A 21,042-nucleotide genomic window follows, 5' to 3' on the forward strand; every position below is an offset into this window, starting at 1 on the left:
TACTATTTAAAGTTCCTGCCCTTATGTAGGTAACTCGCTTGTTCGCTGTCCAGCGACTTAAGTGGTTTATCCATGGGAATAAAGGGTGAAGCTTTTTCATCTGCCCGGGATAACGTAAGAACAGGCTGCTGTTCATTGGGGATTGCCGTGAGATCCCCAAGTAATTTGGTCACATCGAAGATGCGCCTCACGATAATATGCGTTACTTCGGTGCGCTCAACAACACCTTCCGCCATCAGGAGACGTGCCCGTAAAATCTCTTTACGGTACTTATCAAAGATCTTCGGAAATACCACGAGGTTAGTTGTTCCCGTTTCATCCTCCAACGTAATAAAACAAACCCCTTTAGCCGTTCCGGGACGCTGACGAATAAGGATAAGTCCCGCAGTTTTGATCAGCGTTTTGTTCTCTGTGTCATTAGCAACCTTAGCTGTTTTGATATGCAGGAGGTCGAGCGTCTGCCGGATAAAGCTGAGCGGGTGCCCTTTAATAGAAAGGCCGGTAGTCGCATAATCCTGTACAACGTGTTCAGACAACCGTAAGGTTGGCAAATCTACTTCAGGTTCATAATCACTCTGTGAGGGCTGGCCTTGCATTAACTGCACCGGGCGGTCATGCAGGGCAGAAACTTCCCAAAGCGCCCTGCGGCGGTCAAGGCCCATTGAGCGGAAAGCATCGGCATTGGCGAGCTTTTCCATTGTGGCTACGCTTACGCCTACGTCGCAGATCTGGTGTGGGGCAGTATAGGGTTTGATCCGCCCTCCTACCAATTGATCCATCTCTTCTTTGCGTATGCCATCGATCTCCCTTAATCCCAAACGAAGTGCGAAATATTTACCTTGTTTAGCTTCTAATGTATTATCCCATTGTGAGCGGTTAACATCGATAGGCAATATCTGAACGCCGTGTTCCCTCGCGTTGCGAACGATCTGCGCCGGCTGATAAAAACCCATAGGCTGGCTATTGAGTAATGCGGCAGCAAACACATCAGGGTAGTAAAATTTCAGCCAGCAGGAAACATAAACGAGCAGGGCAAAGCTGGCAGCATGACTTTCCGGAAAACCGTAGCTGCCGAACCCCTCCAATTGTCTGAAAATACGACCCGCGTATTCCTGGGAATACCCCCGGGATATCATACCATTGATCAGTTTTTGTTCAAACTTACTGACCATCCCGTTGAACTTAAAGGTAGCCATGGTCCTTCGCAACAGATCCGCCTCACCCGGGGTAAAGCCTGCCGCAACAATGGCGAGTTCCATTGCCTGTTCCTGGAAAAGGGGAACGCCTAAGGTGCGCTCCAATATTGACTTGATTTCCTCCGAGGGATAATCTACTGCCTCTTCACCGTTCCTCCTTCTGATGTAAGGATGCACCATATCGCCCTGTATCGGTCCCGGCCGCACAATAGCCACTTCAATGACCAGGTCGTAAAAACAGGTAGGCTTCATGCGCGGCAGCATGGACATCTGCGCACGGCTCTCGATCTGAAAGACACCCAGGGTATCAGCCGCAGTGATCATTTGATATACCCGGGGATCATCCTGAGGGATATTGGCCAAAGTCAGCGTTTCACCATAATGTGCTTTGACCAGATCAAAGGCCTTACGGATGCAGGTCAGCATTCCCAATGCTAGAATATCCACCTTCATAAAGCCAAGCGCATCAATATCATCCTTGTTCCATTCGATATTTGTCCGGTTTGCCATGCGTGCATGAAAGATGGGGCAAAGATCGCTGAGCTTACCATCGGTAATAACAAAACCACCGGTATGCTGTCCCAACTGACGCGGGAAACCGATCAATTGGCCGGTCAGTTCCACCACTTTGAGCAAATGCGGGTCTTGATGATTGAGCCCTAACGCATCCAGTTGCGCTGGGGTAATCTCGTCATCGGAAAGGTCACCATAGGCGTCCGACAATTGCTTGACCACGTCTACCGAAAGACCCATAGCGCGGCCGACATCATTGACAGCACCTTTATAATGCAACATGAATACTGTGGGCAGAATGGCCGCACGGTCACGCCCAAACCGGTTGTATACATATTGAATGACCTCCTCCCGCCGCTCGTGTTCAAAGTCCACATCAATATCGGGCGGCTCGTTACGTTCCTTGGAAAGGAAACGGGCAAAAAGCAGGTTGGATTTATCAGGTGCGACGGAAGTAATGCCGAGCACGAAGCACACGGCAGAGTTTGCCGCGGAACCGCGACCCTGGCAAAGGATGTTTTGACCGCGGGCCCAGGTCACATAATCTTCAACGGTCAAAAAATAATCGGGAACATCCAGTTCCGCAATGATTTCCAATTCATCTTCAATAGCTTTCCTGACCTTCGGCGGAATATTATTATCGTAAAAAGTATTCGCACCTTTCCAGGTCAGATACGCTAACTGCTGCATGGGCGTGCGGCCGTCGGTCGTCAGCTCACTGGGATATTTATATTTAAGGGACTTTAGATCAAACCGGCAGGCATCTGCGATAACCCGGGCATTGGTGATCGCTTCGGGGTAATTGCGGAATAAACGCTCCATTTCTGATTTCTCCTTCAGGTGCCGTTCTGCGTTTTGATGCAATTTATATCCCGCATTAAAGATGGTACACTTTTCACGGATGCAGGTCAGGATATCCTGCAGTTCGCGTCGTGATACATTATGGTAGTGCACATCATTCGTTGCAACCATCGGGATTCCCAATTCAGCTAACAGGAACAGCCGCTTGGCATCGTCACCGGTATAATACTTCGTGGCAGCCAGGTAGAGATTGGGCAGGTTTTCCCTATAATCGCGTACATGGGTTTGAAAGACAAACTCAAATTCAAAGTCCTGGGTCAGCTTGTCAGGCGGCACGATAATGAAATAAGAACCCTCTGCATGCTGGTAGACATCCCTTTTTGAGATATGGCATTTCTCCTTTTCAGCACGTAAGTTACCGAGTGTAAGTAGAGCAGATAGCCGTCCGTATGCTTCCTTATCAGTAGGATATGCCAAGAGGCTGGGGCCGTCGAGTAGGTCAAGCCGCACGCCGGGAATCAGCCGTATGCTCCGGTCTTTGGCAACCTGATAGGCACGTACTATGCCGGCGAAAGTATTCCGGTCTGTAATACCAATCGCATCATAACCCAGGTCAGCTGCCTGATCGACGAGCTCTTCAGCATGGCTCCCGCCACGCCGGAAGCTGAAGTTACTGGTGACTTGGAGTTCAACGTAACTCATGCGAAAAAGCCATGTAAATACCAATGTTGATTGCTCTCTGCGTTATAATGACCGGAACGAAAAAGCCAGTAACGGCAGCCTGCTTCATCTTCTGCGATATAATAATCCCGGTGTTCACCAGGTTTCAGCCACCATTCCCGCTCGATACGTTCCGGGCCGTCTGCCCCGACGATGATGTGCTGCACACCTTTCCAGATGAACAGCCTAGGCGGATAATCGGGCGTCAGTGCCATGGCGCTGACTGGCTCCGGAGGATCCAATAGCTGAATTGGTCGCGGCTTATCCGTTCGCCATTCACTTACAGGCACCTTTTTGATATCGGCCTCAGGTTTGGGCGTGCGTTCTGGCCAATAATGCTCACCGGGCAGATAGCGGTTGATATAAGCGTTCCCTATCCTTCCCGCCACGCGGTCAAGTAGTTCGGCCACTTCATCACTTTCCGCACCACCTTTTGCCGACCATAGTTCACTTTGCTTCTCGTTTACCGGCTCCGTATTAAGGGCACTCAGGACGAAAAGTTCGATCCCCATGCCCGGCGCAACGGTATCCAGTTTATTAAAGAACAGTTTGAACAGATGCTGTACCCGGTTACTGGGATGGTTGGTGCCTATGGTCATATTGCCACTTTTCCCGTCTATCCGGTACCAGGTCAGCACAGCGGAACGCAGGCCTAAACCCTCACCGTAAAGCCGCTTACATAATCTCTCCAGCAGATCAGTTAGCCCGACCTCGATGGCAGTCCGGGTTTTAACCGGTTCCAGGCACGGCAAGTGTTCAGTATAAGGTACGGATTCTTTAAGCGGGAAAAGGTATTCGACTTCCTGGCCAAGCGCCTGGTGCAAACGTAAAACCATATTCTTCCCGAAACGGCGCCGCAAGACGGAATCCGGTATATAAATGAAATTGCTGATCTGGTTCAATCCCAGGTTGCGCAATTTGATCAGCAGTTCCGGTGGCAAGCGTAACGCTGATGGAGGTAAAGCCATCAGCGCGTTCCGGTGTTCCCCTTCCGGTACAATCAGACCTGATTTGGCAAAACGCGCCACTCCCCACGCGGTGCCAATGGTATCAGCAATTGCCGGGCGAACGTAATACCCGATCTGCTTAAGGCGCGAAACGATCTCCTGCAAGTAAGCCTTTTCACCACCCTTCAAATGCGTACACCCCGTCACGTCCAGTAACAATCCATCTGGCGGATCAAGCTGAACAAGCGGTGTATAACGCAGGAACCATTCCGCGAGGCCGGTAAGCAGTTTCATATTCCGTCCCGGTTTACCCTCAAAAACCTGAAGGCCGGGTGCAATAACTCTGGCATCTGCCACGGTCATGCCTTCCATAACGCCGTATTGACGGGCTTCATCCGTTAACGCAGTAATAAGCATACGCCCATGATCCGGTTCGGCAAAGACATAGGCTTTCCCTTTCAGATCAGGCTGGCGGATCGCCTTCTGGTCTGTGAGCAAATGCCGGAACCATATGGACGCAAAACGCTTAGGCATAACGTCGTGCGGCTTCGTTAATCTGGGGATTAACATTTTGAAAATCCAGATTTTTCCATTCAATAGTCCAACTACCTGGCTTGCCGTTCCTGACTTTAAGCAATTCCACCTGCCAACGCGGATGCCCCACCCCCGGCATGCCGCTCCTGAGCCGGCTCCGCACGGGGCGAACCCTCCAGCGCGTTACGCAGGCAGTAGTGTTTACTTTTTGAACATCTTTTCGCAGGATAAAGCCGGTGACATGGCTTTTCTCCACGGCCAACTGCAAACGCTGGGATTCTGTAAAGCTCAGGTCTTTGGTCTCGCAGATCACCGTGGCGACACCTTCACATTTCAGCGCCTCCTCGGTCACCCAAAGCAAATCCCGCTGAAATGGGACGTCAATAAAGATCACCCGGTCGGGATCAACACCGAAAAGTTTCAGTGCAGGCGGATAGATCCGCCGCGTATAGCTAATCCACAAACAGGCACCGCCGCCCGTCAAAAGCTTTTGGATCAAACCAACTATAAACCCACCGCTGGATGCGGTATCCTCCGGACAACTACTGATAAATTCATGAATGGCACCTGTTGGGAAAATGCCATCAGGAAAGGCGGCTGTCATGACACCTAAACCCAAGCCGTTATCTGTACCAGGCTTAGGAGGCCTAAACCCTTCCCACCGGCGCATATCTTGACGGAGTTTGCCGATGATCTCTTCTTTGGTCGCTTTCATGTCTTCAGGTTAAAAGTCAAAATGCATCTGGTCAAATGTCAGCTTGCGACTATCGTTGTAGGCTTTAATCGCGCTGACGATTATGCCAACCTCATCAGCCTTGAAAACCTCATCTTCACTGATCCCGGAATGATGACCGGGGTCCTGAACACCTTCATGAGAACTTTCCGAATCAGCGGCTGAAACGGATTGCGCCCACCCTTCTTCGATGTTAACGCAGATAATCGACCGCCTTTCGCCAAGGCTAACTTGATAACGCATAAATCCATCGTTATCAGCAATTTGATCAAGTTGCTCGGCGGTGCCGGTCATCCGTTGATCCGGAAATTCTAATTCTAAATTAAATGGTACCATACCTGTCAGATTTTTGGGACTACAAATCTATGCTAATATTTTTAGCATTTTTATATGCTTTTTTACAATTTTTTATTCACATTTGTTTCAATGAAAAGCAAGTTGTTCGAGGATAGGCCAAAAACGGCCAAAACCAGTACAGAAAGGTGGATCCGAATATTTCCGGACAACGGTGAAGGATATCAGCTCTATGATGTTTTCCGGGAACACAACGTGGGGCGCATCCTTTTCGATGTTGATGCGAACTGGATTTACGACGGTGACGAACTGAATGTGGATGAACAGGAAGATGTAGCCGGCTCGATTAGTGGCAACGTCAAAGAAATGAATGCGCTGCTCAAAGATATTTTATGAAAAGGAACATTGATTTTGAATTAACAACATTTGAAAAGCAATGCTTAAAGGAGCAAAAGGTCAGTCAGAAAGCACTGCGCGATTATGCACCTGACGAGATCGCGGCAATGCTGAACGCTTCGCCAGAGCGTGCTAAGGAATTAGCTGCACTCGCTGAATTCCAGAGTGTACCATCGCTTGGAGCCGGGTTTGCAAAAGAACTCATTGCCCAGGGATACTATTCGTTAGATCAGTTAAAGGGAAAAAGTGCGGTCGAGTTATTTGATGCTTATGAAAAGCACTCCGGTTGCTGGGCAGACCCCTGTGTGGAAGATTCTTACCGGCTTTTGGTGCACTATATTGAGCATAAGGACGAAAGCAAACGGTGGTGGGATTTTACGAAGGAACGTAAAGCTTACCGTGCAGAATTTGGATTTCCGGCAGACCGGCCAGTAATAGCATGGTATGAGACGGATAGATATCCAAAGGCCAAGGCATTTCTAAAAGGATAGTATATGGCGCAACTTTGTTTTTTCCCTGAAGCAGGTCAGAGTAAAGGCTTGCCAAAACAGTTTCTCGAATATGTTCCAAAGCTGATCGATCCTTTCACCGGACAGCAATTATTGGAAAAGCTGATTGCTGAAACGCCCTGGCAACAATCGATGCGGATCATGTATACCAAAGAAGTGCTAACACCAAGGCTCACGGCCTGGTATGGTGATCCGGAGGCTTTCGATTACCAGTCATTGAAAAGCACCCGGCCGCTTGCCTGGACACCGGAACTATTAATGGTCAAGAACCTGGTAGAGCCGCTTGCCGGGGCGACCTTCAACAGCGTGTTGTTGAATTATTACCGGGATGGCAATGATTCAGTGGCCTGGCATAGTGATAAAGAAGAAATATTAGGTAAGGAACCCATCATTGCCTCTGTAAGTTTCGGGCAGGTACGCAGTTTTGACATCCGCAATAAGTTAAATCATGCCGAGCAGTATTCCGTTAAACTTGAACACGGGTCTTTTCTGCTCATGAAAGCGGGGTTACAGGAAAAATGGGAACACCGCATTGCTAAATCCACAAAGGCCATGGAACCAAGGGTGAACCTGACGTTTCGTATTGTGAAATAATATTTACCTTGCCATGGTGATCACATTATATGATTTTCTAAGAATGGAACAGTCCGAACAATACGACGCCGTATGGAAGGGGACATTTCTGGGCGACCGCCGGGAAAACGAATTATGGATCCAGTGTTATAGCTTGCAGAACTTCTATGTCGAGGTTTATTATGATGCCGGTACCAATAAGGTCGCCCGCCTCAGGTCATTCACCGGGATAGAGCAATTAGCACCCTATTTAAAGGGCAACTTTTAAATAGGCGCAAGGCTGTTACATCTTTTTAATGTTGAATTTATTAAGGTTTGCGATCTTGCAACCAGATTTATTTATGAAAAAACGAACTATTTTAAGTGCAGGCCTGGCTTTTGCCGCATTGGGTCTGATCTCCTGGGGTTTCAAAGGACATCGTGCTGTCGCCACAATCGCACAAAATCATCTTAACGCCAGCGTTGCTTATGTGGCATCCGCCTACCTGAAAGGTGAGCAAATGGAAGCGGTGAGTACGTGGGCAGATGAAAACCGGGATCCCAAGACCGCGCCATGGCATTACATTAATTTGCCATTGGGCTTATCACGGGATGCATTTGTAAAAGCTGTTCAGGAAAGCGACAATAACGTTTATACCGCCATCCTAAAAACGGAAGCTACCTTGAAAGATGTGAACGCTTCTGATGAAGCAAAGAACGAGGCGATGAAGTACCTGATCCACCTCGTTGGCGATGCGCATCAACCCATGCACGTCAGCCGTAAAGAAGATAAGGGCGGTAATACCATACAAGTACGATTTGACAATAAAGGCACCAACCTCCACAGCCTTTGGGATAGTAAACTGATCGATAAAGAAGGATTGGGTCAGGAAGATATCGTCAAGACCTATGATACAGCAACGCCTGCCGAAATTAAAAAATGGCAAAGTGATAGTCCGTTCGAGTGGTTATGGGAAAGTTACCAGATCACAACTGAGCTATATGCGAATGCTAAACCGGGTCAGAATATTGATGATGTCTATTACCAGAAATATATCCCGGTAATTCATAAGCGGATCGACCAGGCCGGTATTCGTTTGGCAGGCGAACTGAATCGTTTACTGGCTGGGCAGAAAGTAAAAGCGGTTACCGTCTCAGCACCTCCAGCAGTACAAGGCGTTCCTACCAATAAAACCGCTGACGCAACACCAACGGCTGTGAAGCTGGAGGAAATAAAAAACTACGTGGGTAAAACCGTAACCGTTAGCGGTAAAGTATTCAGCAGCCGGGATATTGGCAGTATGATCCTGGTCAACCTTGGCGCGGCATATCCCAACCAATTGCTAACGTTGGCGTTAAAAGGCGATGCAAAAGCCTTGGGTACGCAATTAGACGGTAAGACGATTACGATCACCGGGCAGGTCATTGACTACAAAGGCAATCCTGAGATCATTGTAACCTCTCAACAGCAGGTTAAAGTACAATAAAGCACAACCACACAGTGCATTTAGCTGCTTAGGTAAAAGCCCCTAAGGACCTTTCCTAAGCAGCTTCATCTTTAATATTTCTGATGTAATCCGCTGCTTTCTGTGCCTGACCTGCAGCTTTGACAAGCAGGGTTTTATCGTTTTTCAACGCGCTTAACCAGCCTTGCAGGTAAGCTGCACTGTTCTCTATAGTCTGCTGGCCTATGCCAGTGAGTGCACAAAGGAATGTTGCGGTCAGTTCGGCAGTCAGCTCTTCGCACGAGTAGGGTTCACTACCATAACCGGCAGATTCCGTAATCTCCTTTCTTCCCAACCTTAGTTCATGCCCCGTACTGTGTGCCAATTCGTGAAAAAGTGCAGCATAGTATTCTTCGGCACTGCTAAATGAACTGATCGGCGGCACGCTTACCAAATCCCGGACAGGATAGTAAACTGGATATTGGCCATTTAGCCTTATCTCCGGACGCTTAGGCATTTGATCAATCAATGCTTCGCATGCAACATGCTTTTCGGCTTTACTTGAACCATTCATATCGGGTTCAAAAAATATAATTCCCTCTGCTTGTGCGATATTGAAAACCGTATAAACTTTTGGAACCAGCCGTTGCCGGTTCGCTTTATTTTCATCATCATCGGCAAGCTGACTTTCGTTGATTCCAGACTTAGTATGAATGGTTGCCCAATAGATAATCTTGACACCCTTCTCCCCTTTCCTGATGTTACCACCAAGATCAAGTGCCTGTTTGAAGGTCAGGTATTGAGGCGTTGGATAGCTTTTGACCATCGTGTGAAAGTTCAACCAGAAAACGTTCCAGCCACGGTAGCATATTCCAGTCGTCACATTACTTGGCAAGCCTGATTCTTTCCAGCCACAATGCCATACCAATACACCTTTTTCCATCTGTTCGATAACTGCATCTGTCACTTCCTGATAGATGTCTTTAGATCGTCCTGTAATTGCCATAACACTGAATTTTAAGTGAATAAAAAATTAATTATGGCGGATGCCCCGTTCGCAGAACGGAATAAGGGCAAGGTGGAGACCCGGAAAATGTGGAGGCTCCCGCAGGGATACCCATTTTCCGGGTACTACCTTGGAGGGCGTCGCAACGCAAAGCCCGGCACCCGTTTGCGGGCTGACGGACGAACTTTGCGCTAATGATTAATGGTTTAATTATATCCTTAATACATCACGTCGAACACTCCAATACCGGTCGCAACCTCGACTATTTTGATGAGTAGCTCGCTAGATCCAATAGGATAATTCTATGTAAATTAATAGTGGCGACCTCATGCAAACGATCACGCAGGCTAATGTGCGTTTATATTCATTTCAGTACCTGACAGCAATGTTTAAGGTTGTAATTCGCTGACCCACATTAAACGATTATTTAAATATGAAACTGGGAATTTGTGAGTATTTTAGTACCAATAATACCTAAGGCGCCCCACATGATGCGATATGTTTTTCTCTCCATCTTTCTTTGTTGCAATGTTTTGGTCAACAATGCTTTCAGTCAGTTTCGTCAGCCGCAATTTCAAATTTGCAAAACCCCAGCAATCATTGGTCACCGCTTGATAGATTCGGTTAATTTACTGATTGCAGCTGTTCCCAAGCGGGCAGACGCATTATCCATCATAAATGCTGCTCTGAAAAATAAACGCTATAAGGGCACACTAATCACAATGCAGGAAATCACTGGTAAAAACTCTTATAGGATCTTGCAATTTTACCTGGGAAACTCTACCCATGCGGATGAAAAAATGCTTACTCGAACGGTATCAAGAGGACAAGATGAAACCATCTATTACACAAGAGATTTTAAGAGTTCTTTGAAAGGGAGGGTGTGTTTACTTGACACACTGCGTATCAGCATCATATTGTATGATGAGCCATATCCATTGGAACAGTATTATCTTCTAATGGAAAATGGCCTAAGGCAAAGATCCAGGATAAGCCTACCGGTCGATGCAAACGGTAAGTTACAAGTGTTTGCTTCCCCCATGGAACCTCAAACTAAACCGAGTGATTGGAAGTGTGAACTGTTTAACAAGGCCGGAACAGGAAGCCTCGCCAGCTTTGGCCTACATATTTGCACCCTTGATGAAAAAAATCAATTACGACAGCAGATACGACTCCTTTTGTCAATGAATGGAAAGGAGATTGCCAGCAATAGGTCACTGATGGTACCGTATCTGCTTTTATTCGCTGAAGCCAGTATAGGAACAATAAAAAATAGTGATCTCGAGGCGTGGTTAAATCGGCAAAAATTTCAATAAAATGACTGACATTAATTCCATACAAAAGTTCTTGCTTCTACTTGTATGCGTGATGATTATGTCAGCTTTGGTTTGGGTAATCGTTCGAAAACCACTCACACTGAAACGGCAACTTATCGTCGCATCCATTATGTCCGGGCTGTTAACTGCTTATACAATTACATTCCTCGTTGGACATTCACTATTCTTTGAGGAGGAGGGAATAATCTCGGGTAAACTTGCTAAGTTAACGGAATGGTTTGACGATCATACTTCTTCAAATGCACAACTAAGTAAGCAACAGGATTTCGTAGAAAAATCCTTTGTATTTATCAATACATCAAAAACGGTAAGTCTTATCCCTGAAACACTGGAGGACAGCACCTATATGGTAGTTACCAACCGGGAGCAACTGACTGAACTTTTCAACTTTTTGGTAAAACATGCGGAAAACATTGGATTGGTCGCATGTGACCTGCAATTCTCATCTCCAACAAACCAGGATTCCAAGCTTGCTCAGTCGCTATTAGCATTACAGCGGAATGATAAGCTGGTTATTGCAAATTATGAAGGATTAACTGAACAAAACCCCGATATCTATCGATATATTAAAACTGGTTCTTTAGGAGAGGTTACCAAAGTTGCAGACGAACCTATTTATTATTCCCACAAGATTTATAACAAAAGCACTCGCCGATTCAGCCTCCCCTACTTGATGTATGCAAAACTTAATCATACGAAGCTGCTTCAGGAACAAGACAAAAACGTCATTTTCAAAAACTTTATCACGGAACTCAATTTTACTGATCAAGACAAGTTGTACCGCTCCATTGACACAAGCATGGCCCTTCAAACATCACATGAAAGGCATAAGTTAACTGAAAGTTCTTTAAATACTTTTGAGCTAGGAAATGCAACAACAATGATTGGGAAGGACCAACTGTTACGGACGATAAAAGCCCATAACCAGAAGCCGATCGTTTATATCGGCAATCTTTCAGACAAGTATCAGGATATACATCAAACTGCTGCTGGGCCGCTGCTGGGCTCGACAATCATACTAAACGAATTCTATTATATTGCTATGGGTTATCATAAGATGACTTTCTTAACCTATGGTGGGTTTTTAATTTTCCTGTTTGCGGGATTTTTCATTATAATATTTGTGATTTTGAAGCGCGCGATATTAGAAGAATCCCGGTCAGGGCACGGAGTGCAATCTGGAGAAAACCCCATCATTAGCTGGTGGTCTGCTGTTCAAGATTTCCTGCTGGATGACCTATTCTTCGTCTTGATGGTCGTATTTGTGCTCGTGCTCGACCTATGTTTTCATAAAGTAATTAATATCATCGGACTGATATATGTTATTCCACTTTTTAATGCACTTCTGAGGTGCTTCCTGAAATACAGACCATGAGATGTCGATTGTCAACTAGGTTGCTCAATCTTTAAGAATAAAAATAAAATCTCCGCCTTGATCGTTGGTGCCGCTTATGGTACCGTATTGGGGTATTTGATGCTTGGGACTGTTGTAGATGACCTGTTCACGCATATTAGAGAACAGCTTTGTTGCGGTTAGGTATTTTTCTTTGTTTGATTCAAGTTGCTGAAGAAGAAACTTCACGAAAACGCTGTTATCCGGTACAGTTTCTAATGTGCCGCTGGTAATTGCGCGCATGCTGGGAAGGCGGTAGAGGTCTTGTATAGGTAACGGTGCAGCATTGATACCACTTCGCGTCTTGAAAATGCTACCTGAAAAACAGGCATCAGAAATGAGAAGAATATGTTTACTTTTCATGGCAATAATCGATTCCCTTATGTCTCCGTTACTGACCCATGTGGAGCGCTTATCTTTCTTTGCATCTGCTAGAAACCAATAACCTTGTTGCCTTGCGTTATCCCAACTACCATGTCCAGCATAAAATATCAACAGATTGTCTTGCGGTTGGAGGGCATGGGATAGGCTATCTAATACGTCGAACACTTGTTCACGGGTTGGATCTTTTAGCAATCTGATATCACCTGCTGCAAATTTGTAAGAGCTTTGCAGAAGCTTGGCGAAAGCAGCAGCATTTTTGTTTGGATAATCTAGCGTTTCAACCTCCTTGTCCTTATAATTTTGTACGCCGATAATCAATGCAACGTATCTTATCTGAGGCGTTGCACTGGCCGCCTTTTCTGTATTAGCTTCTTCTGCAATCTGTAAATTACTTTCGCGATGAACTACGAATTTTAGCTCCTTACGATTCATTCTACCGTCAACAGAACTTACGGTTATTGGGTTATCTCCGAAAACAAGCGGTACATTTATCGTAAATTTTCCACTGCTCACCCTTGCCTCTTTGCCATTGGTGTATACAGCATAGATACCGCTACTATCGGCAGTAGTGCCGCTAATTGTAATGGAAGCTTTGTCATATCGAAAAGTGCCGCCTTCCTTGACACTTGGGGTTGATATACAAATCTCCGGCGGTTGCGAATCCAGCTGATTATCATTGCTTTTTGCAAATGTATTGTTCTGCATATACGACAATTTTTCAGGGGTTTTACCAAATCTGCCGGTATTCGGTTTAAGCTTATAATACAAATTGAGGTTGGCCTGCGCTGATTCAGACAATATATCGAGGTCTGAAGCTCTCTTTAGAAAAGGGTATGATTGATCCAATAAGTGATCTGTTTGTGCTAAGATATCCGCGATCCGCTTTTTATCGGTAACATTGATTCCGGTATTGTAAATCTTTATTGCCTTCTCTAAATAAAAACCACCTAGGCCAGCTGCAATATCAGCATCGTTGGAATTTATTTGAAAAGCTTTACGAAAGGCTTGCTCCTGCTTTACAAGATATCCGTTTTTTTCTTCGATCAACCGCGACTGCTCGTTTCGGGGTGCATATTGGTAACGATGATTAATATTTTCAATAAGAATGTCGTAAGCCCTTCCTAAATAATATGGCAACCATTCTCCGCCGGGGTTCGTTTTTGCTACCGTATTGATTTGTTGAATAAATGACGGTATGAGATTAAGTTTATAGTGATTCAGAAACTGTCTTCCCAATAATTCTTTTGAGTTTGGAATTTGATGAATTCCCTTATTTAGTATCTCAATAGCTGCTGTCGTATCTTTAGCTATCAGACAAAGAGCAGAAAACTGAATATAGATGTCATCTGTCTTTTTTATATCACTATTTAGAATCTTTGAGTATTTTTCTCTCGCAATCGGAGTAAATGCATGATCCTGTATCGCAGCATTATATGCTGTTCCGGCTGAGATAAGGACTAAATCAGTATCTGTTGGATCAAGCATTCTTGCATTTTCATATGCGGCGTAAGCGCTTTTATAATTTGACTTTGCGCCATAGCTGTTGCCTATTGCTCCATATGCGCTTTTGAGGATACTTTTTGCCACCCCATATAAATAATGTTCATAGGTATTTGCCTTGGGAACCGTCAATGTATTTAAGATAGCCAGTGCAGAGTCAGCAAGAGGTTGTGATTTTTCAGTTTTTTCAAGCCAACTAGCCGCGGCATTGATCCCAGCTTTGTAAATCTTTACTTCTTGTTGTTTTGACATCTTTTCGTTTGCCCAAACTTTATCTATTGCTGACTTAGCCTGTGCAATGGCGTTAAGATTTGCTTCATCGGAAGTATTTGGTCGTTTCCAAAAAATGTCAAAGTTATCTTTGGCAATTTGTAATTCTCGCTTTTGACCAAATAAAATATTGGGAATTACTAATAAAAAATAAAGAAAAATTAAATATCGTGCCTTGTACATGAGTATATGAACCGTAATTATTTGATAGGCAATATAGCTATTTTAGTGCGTCGTATTTGCTAATCAAAATCAGCGAAACCATGGTATCGGTTAGAATCCTTCCATTTAGATCGGGTACTAATCTTTATCTTATCATATTAATCCTCCTCTCGAATAGGTTCCTATTTGTAATAAAAGCTTTTAGATTGTTAGCCAAAGGTTTTAAATTTATAGAGCCTAAACACAAAGAATGATATCAACCAATACCCTTTACACTATTACCAAGATTCAATATGTAATTCTTCTCAAGAATGTACCAAATACTTACCCAGCGGCTAATTTTGTTTTAGAATACACCATTATCCCTAAGCTAAGGTATTTTCCTATTGACCTGCTACAATTCATTGATGGATATGATTATTTCGCACATGTTAAAGAACGTGATTCCGGAGGCCTTCAAGTATTGTTCTTTTCCATTGATGACGTGCTTAAATCGAATTCCACGAAAGCGAGTTTAGAGGCTTTCAAAATGTTGGGGCGGGTTGTTATTTTCCTGTTCAGCTATGAGTGTTTGCCTAGGATTTATGAGCTTTTAAACGTAGTTAATCGTATCAAATTGAGCCATTGGTACTTTTCCATTCAAGCGGCGGACAATCTAGTTGATGTCAATGGTCACCCGCGGTACTTTATGAATGCGGATGGATTATTTGCATTACTACATAGAGACTCTAAAAAGCTGGCAAATTACATATCGTCGAAAGTGAAGCACATGAAGAATCTTAGATTAAATGTGCCTAAGGTAAAGTTTGTAAATACCGAGTATGTGCATTTCCGACCAATTGTAAGCAACGTCCTGAATATCTTTCGTGCGGATAACATATTAAACATCGAAACCCATTATAATTGGGAAGACGCCCCGTTAGAAAACCGCCAAAAATTATTATTAACTTCTTTAAGAGATTTGGACGACATTCACTTGGCTTGGGGCGAAGAATTGGGAATAAGCTCATTCCGATCGCTTCCAACATTAATCATGATCTTTCCTTTTCACAATCCATTGTTTCGCGAAGCAGTATCCCAAGATAAGAGACAACTTTTTACCAAAGTGTTATTGGCTGAACAAACGAAAGACTATCAACATCATGTCCGATTAGATGAGGGAGATGATCCTGAAGCAGTCAAGGCAGCAAGCCGAGCACTTTCATCTGTACAATCGGATGTCTTCGATGGCATCGCCTATTTACATGCTTCTTTCCAATTTTCACCAGTCCTTAGATTTCCAATTCAAAGTTCGGAGTTGAATAAAGAACTTTCATTATTGAGTATGGGAAAAAGTAAGGGACTAAGACGTAGCGCAAATCGTTATAAATTGATACTACGGCTGGGTAGCAAATTTCACAATGTTTTTCTAGAGCCTGATCTGGAGGCGTATATCAGTGAAAGAAACGGTCAAATTTTAGTGGTATCTGATCTTCCGATAGAGTGGATGTTGATCAAAGGTGTGCCATTAGGTTTCCTTGGCGACGTTTGCCGTATTCAAGACTCGAATGTGCAAGGCTTTTTATTAAATTATTCCATAGCGAGCAAGATCAGATTTCAGTTGGGTGAGAAAGCTGTTGAAAAAGCTCTGGTACTTTTTAGCAGTAATGAAACAGACAAAGATGACTTTGAAAAGTCGATCGCCTTAGTGGAGTTCTACGGGAAGGAGCTACATTTCAACATCGGCCATGCTGGTAGCATTCAAGAGGTTAAGTCATTGATTGAAAAATATAAGCCACAAATACTGATTTTTGACTGCCATTGTGAGTTTGACAAAGAGACATTGCGGTGTTATTTACAAATTGGCGATGATCGTATGTATTCAAATGATATAGTAAAATATGGCATTGCAGCGCCTATTGTGTATTTATGTTGTTGCAATACCAATCCCAACTATGATAACCTTGACAAACTTCACGATGCATTTGTCGCCGCAGGCGCCATCACGGTAACCGGAACCTTTCTACCGCTAGATATGGAGCGCGGTACATTTGTCTATGTTCGGATGTTATCCTTATTACGTTCTAAACAAGAACGGTTGGCTTCAGGTAATTGGTTACATTTCGTCAGTTTTTGCATCAGGACATCTTTGATATGGGAAGCGCGTGGCAAGTGCTGGGTGAAGTTCAACCGAGCGCTCACCGATGAGGAAGAAGCGGTATTTATCCGACTGCTCGAAAAACTTCACAGCTTTGAACACCGGGCAGAGGTGTTCAACACGTTTGTAAACGAAGGACTCCGTATCTCAGATGAATTAATACTCAAACTGGAAGATACCAATCTTGAATTTATGTACTATTCACATTATGGCCGTCCTGATCTGATCAAATTTACTGGTTGACAAAAAATTATGCAACGCACGCTATAAAAGTTTAAAAGTATCAGCCCCCTTAGCCTCGGATCCAGCCTAAACGAAAAGTCGCAATTTGCAAGCATAAGAAGCAGATATATCCAATGGGGTACCTGCTTCTTACGATCTCAATGCTCATTAGCTATTTTAAAAAAGTGACAACTGCACCCTACTGTTTTTCATAGCCGCAATTGCATTTAGTGTCTTGTTTAGAATTTCCTGTTTATAATTAGTCGTATCTGCGTTACCCAAATATTTTGTCATTTGGGCTTTCATTTCCGCCAAAGCATCAGTTAATGCTGCATCACGACTAGCATACTTTTTGCAAAAAACGCAAAGTGGACTACTGCTTCCTGCCGTTCCATAATTACAGCTAAGTGCATAAGCCCATAAACCATTTGGGCCATGGCCTAAGCGTATCTCACTTTGCTCAAGTTGAATATCTTCTCGGTCTATAAACTTTGGTGAACTAAACCAACCATATTGATTGAAGGCAATTTCAGTAAAACCGAATTCCAGTGCCTTGCGGTGTTCATAGACATTCATTATAATCTGTCGGAGGCTATCGCCAAAGGAATTGAACCAATTCATTTTGACATAATCACCGGCGTTCACCGAAATTAATATTTCTGATAATAGGTCTTTTTCATATTTCATCAAATGATTACCTGCAACATAAGAGTCGATAGCGGGCTGGGACTGTAGGTTTAATGCTAACTTTTCCATGGTATGAAGTTTTTATTGCCCTATAGCACAAATCAAACTTTTTGTCAAGGGCCGTGGCGAAGCCCGGTTCATATACCCTTGACGGAAAGTTTGATTTGTGCTTGCTTTGCGTAAAGGCTTCATGCTATGGAAAGGAGAAATGCGGTTCGATCATCACCGTGTGTATAGATAGGTAAATAAAAGTCCCCTACACTCGCTGTAAGAGACTTTTAACCTAAACCTTATCACAAGAGCAAGCCAGAAAGCCTGCTCAGGCCAGCAATTTATAAAACTTTTTAGTATTCCTTTCTTAAAATGATAAACGTAGCGAACTCTTTGCCGCAAAATAATAGTCACTTTTGAATAGCAAGGGCTACATAAAGTTTATCGTCCAAATCGTCACCGTATCCAAACAAATAAAATTTTTTATAAATCCGTTTTAATATTCCGCGATAGGGATAGCAGCGGCATCCTGCGTAGCAGATATAGCGGATAGCCCGGGCCAAAGGCATCGCCCAGAAGTTATATTCTATTTCCCCTTCCTCTCTCTTCTTGTAGGCGGGTGCTTTACATAATCGAAATCAAAATCTAGAAGTTCTTTAGGATGGACTTCTAAGGCATTAGCAATTGCTTGTAAATGAGAAATGGCAAAATTGCTTTTACCACTAAGCATCAACCATACTTGCTTTTGAGTAAAACCAGTTCTTTCTACTATATCTTCTTGAACTATACCTTTTTGCAGGCGAATTTCTTCAATCCGCTTAGCAATTTGATCAATAAATTCTTGATTACGGTACTGTTCTGCCATTATCTATGTAAAGCAAGCACCAAAAAGAATTTATAAGTACGTCACTATTGACGTTATTATATATCTTCGTTATATTTGATAATGAATAATGCTAAATAAACCTGTGCATTAAAGCACATATGTTATTTTTGCGGATACTTCGAAAATATTGAAGCATTCGCTTTGAGTCTTGCTCTGGAAAATTTGCACTTTCAATATGAGCCCAAGATGAGAAGCCGGAATGCCCATGCTACAGGTATGGGCTCCCTTCTTGTTGGTGCTTAGGGCGTGCAAACCCTTCCAGAGCGATAAGTTGGGACCCATGCCTGTAGTATTTTAACAGCTATCCCCTTCAGCGGACTCCTTACTTGATATTTTAAATTCAGTGTAATGGATGACTTAAAGCCAACAAACGACAAACCTGATTTCGGTACCCTTACCGGGATAATGGAACGCTTTGCTCAAATTCCTTATGAGCAGTTCCAGCAGGAATTGCATGACTGGTTTTACACTTCGCTATCGGAAAAAGGGATTGATGCACAGCAATTGCAGGAAAGCGGTCTTGCCAACTTACCCAAACTGGTAAGCTCGATTTACCATGAAGCCGAACTGAAACAATTGTTGCACGATCAATCCATTTCCGATGAGCCAGGCGACGATTAAATCCACCATTTGGCTTCTTGTGATATGCCCTCCTGAGTGACACAGGGCCAGGGCAGCCTGCACCCAGTTAATAGTTAATCGCCGGTTGCCCTTTCCTTTCTGACTGACATTTCCAATCTCTTAACGCTCATGAAAAAAACGATACTCTCCGGTGTCCTGGCCGCGCTTTGCCTTTTCTCAAGGGTAATAGCCCAGGACCATCCGGCGTTAAAGCCACTCAAGCCCGGCGACCCGGTCCCTGATATTACTTTGACCGGTCTCCAAAACTATGCTGCGCCGACCCTCAAGCTGCACGATCTCCAGGACCGATTGGTCATCCTTGACTTTTGGGCGATGTGGTGCGCCTCCTGCATCAAAATGTTCCCGGCGATAGACAAGCTGCAGGAACAATATCAGGGGAAAGTGCTTTTTCTCGGCGTGAATGCCACCGGGGAAAAGCGAACGCAGATCGCTGCTTTCTTTAAAAAGCATGCCGGCGAATTCAGCTTTCCGAATGTTCCGGAGGACACGGTCCTCAAAAAGCTATTCCCGCATCATAGTATCCCGCATTACGTCTGGCTGTACCAGGGAAAGGTCGCCGCCATTACGGATGCCTTCGCAATCCATGCGGATACCATCGCACGGGTACTGGCCGGAAGCAGGGGCCCTCTTTACACGAAAGTTGACCAAACCCACCGGATGGATAAGCCGATCTTCCTGGATGGAAACGGCGGTGTACCTGCCAGTTACCAATACCGGTCGATCCTGACCCCCTACGCGCCCGGCCATCCCAGCTCGATCTATATGCAAACCAACGGAAAGGACTCCGTTTCACGCATCCAACTGGTGAATGCGACCCTGACACAAATGGTCTTCACGGCCTGGCCGGAGGTCGGCGCGGCTCCCGCCAACCGTATACGCCTGAATGTAAAAGACACGGTTGCCTACCGGACGACCGGCGAAAGCTTTGTCTGGCAGCGACAATACCGGTTTACCTACGAGTCTTCCTTCCCACAACGGCCGAAACGGGAAGCCCTTCAAATTTTCCGGGATGACCTGCACCGCTATTTCGGTTTGCGGGTGGATAGTGCAATGGAAAACAAGACCTGCCTGGTGATCCAAAGACGGGATACCCAACCTGCGACAAGCACAGGCGGCCCCGGGACCAATTGGTTCAATGAAGAAAAAGGAGCCGCCTGGTTCAAGAATTACCCTGTGGATGAGGTGACCGCTGCCTTAAACGAACGTTCCCCGCTGCCTATCCTGAACGAATCCGGCGGCAACGCGTTGCTCAGCCTGGAACTCCCCTCTTTTACGATTGACGAAGGATCGCTACGGGCGGCATTGATCAAGCATGGGTATACCCTCAACCGCATGGAGCGTCCCGTCCTCGTGTATACGATCACCGACCAGAACCCCCACCCTTAACCTAAAAAACTATGAAATATTTGTATTCGCTCTTCATTTTCATGCTTCCTTTGATCGCATCCGCGCAGACCCTGGTCACAGGGAAAGTTACCAATGAACGCAACGAGCCCCTCCAGGCGATAACGGTTACGGAAAAAGGCACGGGCGTCGTCCGCTTTACCGATGAAAAAGGCCTGTTCACGATTCCCCTGCATACGGGGTCGATCATTCGCCTGACCGGTGTTGGCGTTGAACCGGTCGATGTTCCTTATACCGGCAAAAACGGGCTCGTCATCGTTCTACGCCAGAGCCGGAGCCAGCTCGACGAAGTGCAGGTCATTGCCTATGGTACCAATACCCAGCGGTTCAACACCGGTTCGGTCACCGCAAAGTAACTGCTGAAGAGATCAGCCGGCAGCC

Annotated in this window: 19 protein-coding genes; 11 read left to right on the forward strand and 8 right to left on the reverse strand. The window is 44.9% G+C overall.

The annotated features are described in order from the left end of the window. Positions 1 to 2: 2 nt before the first annotated feature. From QE417_RS06710 to QE417_RS06725, 4 genes are read right to left on the reverse strand one after another with little or no spacing between them, the layout of a single operon-like run. Positions 3 to 3,212 carry an error-prone DNA polymerase gene (locus QE417_RS06710; RefSeq protein ID WP_311948605.1) on the reverse strand — a complete coding sequence of 1,070 codons (3,210 nt, stop codon included), beginning with the start codon at positions 3,210 to 3,212 and terminating at the stop codon, positions 3 to 5. Next, positions 3,209 to 4,711, reverse strand: coding sequence for a Y-family DNA polymerase (locus QE417_RS06715; protein WP_311948607.1), 1,503 nt, complete (start codon positions 4,709 to 4,711; stop codon positions 3,209 to 3,211). Before QE417_RS06715 ends, QE417_RS06710 begins: the two co-directional genes overlap by 4 nt. After that, positions 4,704 to 5,426: an ImuA family protein gene (locus QE417_RS06720; protein ID WP_311948609.1), complete on the reverse strand. Its 723-nt coding sequence runs from the start codon at positions 5,424 to 5,426 to the stop codon at positions 4,704 to 4,706. The genes QE417_RS06715 and QE417_RS06720 overlap by 8 nt, the downstream gene beginning before the upstream one ends. 9 nt (positions 5,427 to 5,435) lie before the next feature. After that, a complete protein-coding gene (locus QE417_RS06725) occupies positions 5,436 to 5,780 on the reverse strand; it encodes a hypothetical protein (RefSeq protein ID WP_311948611.1) in 345 nt (114 codons plus the stop codon). A gap of 90 nt (positions 5,781 to 5,870) precedes the next feature. On the opposite strand from QE417_RS06725, the gene QE417_RS06730 reads away from it, so the two are divergent. From QE417_RS06730 to QE417_RS06750, 5 genes are all read left to right on the forward strand, one after another. Continuing rightward, complete coding sequence (locus QE417_RS06730; RefSeq protein ID WP_311948612.1) at positions 5,871 to 6,134, forward strand: hypothetical protein; 264 nt, start codon at positions 5,871 to 5,873, stop codon at positions 6,132 to 6,134. Continuing rightward, positions 6,131 to 6,625, forward strand: coding sequence for a helix-hairpin-helix domain-containing protein (locus QE417_RS06735; protein ID WP_311948614.1), 495 nt, complete (start codon positions 6,131 to 6,133; stop codon positions 6,623 to 6,625). The genes QE417_RS06730 and QE417_RS06735 overlap by 4 nt, the downstream gene beginning before the upstream one ends. A 3-nt stretch (positions 6,626 to 6,628) precedes the next feature. Further along, entirely contained in the window at positions 6,629 to 7,237 is a 609-nt protein-coding gene (locus QE417_RS06740) for an alpha-ketoglutarate-dependent dioxygenase AlkB family protein (RefSeq protein ID WP_311948616.1), read from the forward strand. Positions 7,238 to 7,280: 43 nt separating this feature from the next. After that, positions 7,281 to 7,484, forward strand: coding sequence for a hypothetical protein (locus QE417_RS06745; protein ID WP_311948618.1), 204 nt, complete (start codon positions 7,281 to 7,283; stop codon positions 7,482 to 7,484). Positions 7,485 to 7,557: 73 nt separating this feature from the next. Next, positions 7,558 to 8,682 carry a S1/P1 nuclease gene (locus QE417_RS06750; RefSeq protein ID WP_311954606.1) on the forward strand — a complete coding sequence of 375 codons (1,125 nt, stop codon included), beginning with the start codon at positions 7,558 to 7,560 and terminating at the stop codon, positions 8,680 to 8,682. 55 nt (positions 8,683 to 8,737) lie between these two features. Here QE417_RS06750 and QE417_RS06755 read toward each other — a convergent pair whose 3' ends face one another. Continuing rightward, complete coding sequence (locus tag QE417_RS06755; protein ID WP_311948620.1) at positions 8,738 to 9,646, reverse strand: ArdC family protein; 909 nt, start codon at positions 9,644 to 9,646, stop codon at positions 8,738 to 8,740. Positions 9,647 to 10,095: 449 nt separating this feature from the next. On the opposite strand from QE417_RS06755, the gene QE417_RS06760 reads away from it, so the two are divergent. Further along, the gene (locus QE417_RS06760) at positions 10,096 to 10,962 is read left to right on the forward strand and encodes a hypothetical protein (RefSeq protein ID WP_311948623.1); all 867 of its coding nucleotides are present in this window, start codon (positions 10,096 to 10,098) and stop codon (positions 10,960 to 10,962) included. 1 nt (position 10,963) lies between these two features. Further along, the gene (locus QE417_RS06765; protein WP_311948626.1) at positions 10,964 to 12,358 is read left to right on the forward strand and encodes a hypothetical protein; all 1,395 of its coding nucleotides are present in this window, start codon (positions 10,964 to 10,966) and stop codon (positions 12,356 to 12,358) included. A 24-nt stretch (positions 12,359 to 12,382) separates the two neighbouring features. Here QE417_RS06765 and QE417_RS06770 read toward each other — a convergent pair whose 3' ends face one another. After that, positions 12,383 to 14,713: a caspase family protein gene (locus QE417_RS06770; RefSeq protein ID WP_311948628.1), complete on the reverse strand. Its 2,331-nt coding sequence runs from the start codon at positions 14,711 to 14,713 to the stop codon at positions 12,383 to 12,385. A gap of 229 nt (positions 14,714 to 14,942) precedes the next feature. On the opposite strand from QE417_RS06770, the gene QE417_RS06775 reads away from it, so the two are divergent. Beyond that, positions 14,943 to 17,072 carry a hypothetical protein gene (locus QE417_RS06775; RefSeq protein ID WP_311948629.1) on the forward strand — a complete coding sequence of 710 codons (2,130 nt, stop codon included), beginning with the start codon at positions 14,943 to 14,945 and terminating at the stop codon, positions 17,070 to 17,072. 156 nt (positions 17,073 to 17,228) lie between these two features. Here the strand turns inward: QE417_RS06775 and QE417_RS06780 are convergent, their stop codons facing one another. Both QE417_RS06780 and QE417_RS06785 read right to left on the reverse strand, forming a co-directional pair. Next, entirely contained in the window at positions 17,229 to 17,807 is a 579-nt protein-coding gene (locus QE417_RS06780) for a hypothetical protein (protein ID WP_311948631.1), read from the reverse strand. A 508-nt stretch (positions 17,808 to 18,315) separates the two neighbouring features. After that, on the reverse strand, positions 18,316 to 18,594 hold the full coding sequence (locus QE417_RS06785; protein ID WP_311948633.1) for a helix-turn-helix domain-containing protein: 279 nt from the start codon (positions 18,592 to 18,594) through the stop codon (positions 18,316 to 18,318). A 369-nt stretch (positions 18,595 to 18,963) separates the two neighbouring features. Between QE417_RS06785 and QE417_RS06790 the strand changes: the two genes are divergently transcribed. The 3 genes from QE417_RS06790 to QE417_RS06800 all read left to right on the forward strand — a co-directional run bounded on the left by QE417_RS06790 (position 18,964) and on the right by QE417_RS06800 (position 21,017). Continuing rightward, positions 18,964 to 19,236 (forward strand): hypothetical protein, encoded by a 273-nt coding sequence (locus QE417_RS06790; RefSeq protein WP_311948634.1) that lies wholly within the window; start codon positions 18,964 to 18,966, stop codon positions 19,234 to 19,236. Positions 19,237 to 19,365: 129 nt separating this feature from the next. Next, positions 19,366 to 20,643, forward strand: a complete 1,278-nt coding sequence (locus QE417_RS06795) for a TlpA family protein disulfide reductase (protein WP_311948636.1) — start codon at positions 19,366 to 19,368, stop codon at positions 20,641 to 20,643. A gap of 11 nt (positions 20,644 to 20,654) precedes the next feature. Then, entirely contained in the window at positions 20,655 to 21,017 is a 363-nt protein-coding gene (locus QE417_RS06800) for a carboxypeptidase-like regulatory domain-containing protein (protein ID WP_311948639.1), read from the forward strand. Positions 21,018 to 21,042 lie beyond the last annotated feature (25 nt).

This window comes from Mucilaginibacter terrae (assembly GCF_031951985.1).
Classification (GTDB): domain Bacteria; phylum Bacteroidota; class Bacteroidia; order Sphingobacteriales; family Sphingobacteriaceae; genus Mucilaginibacter; species Mucilaginibacter terrae_A.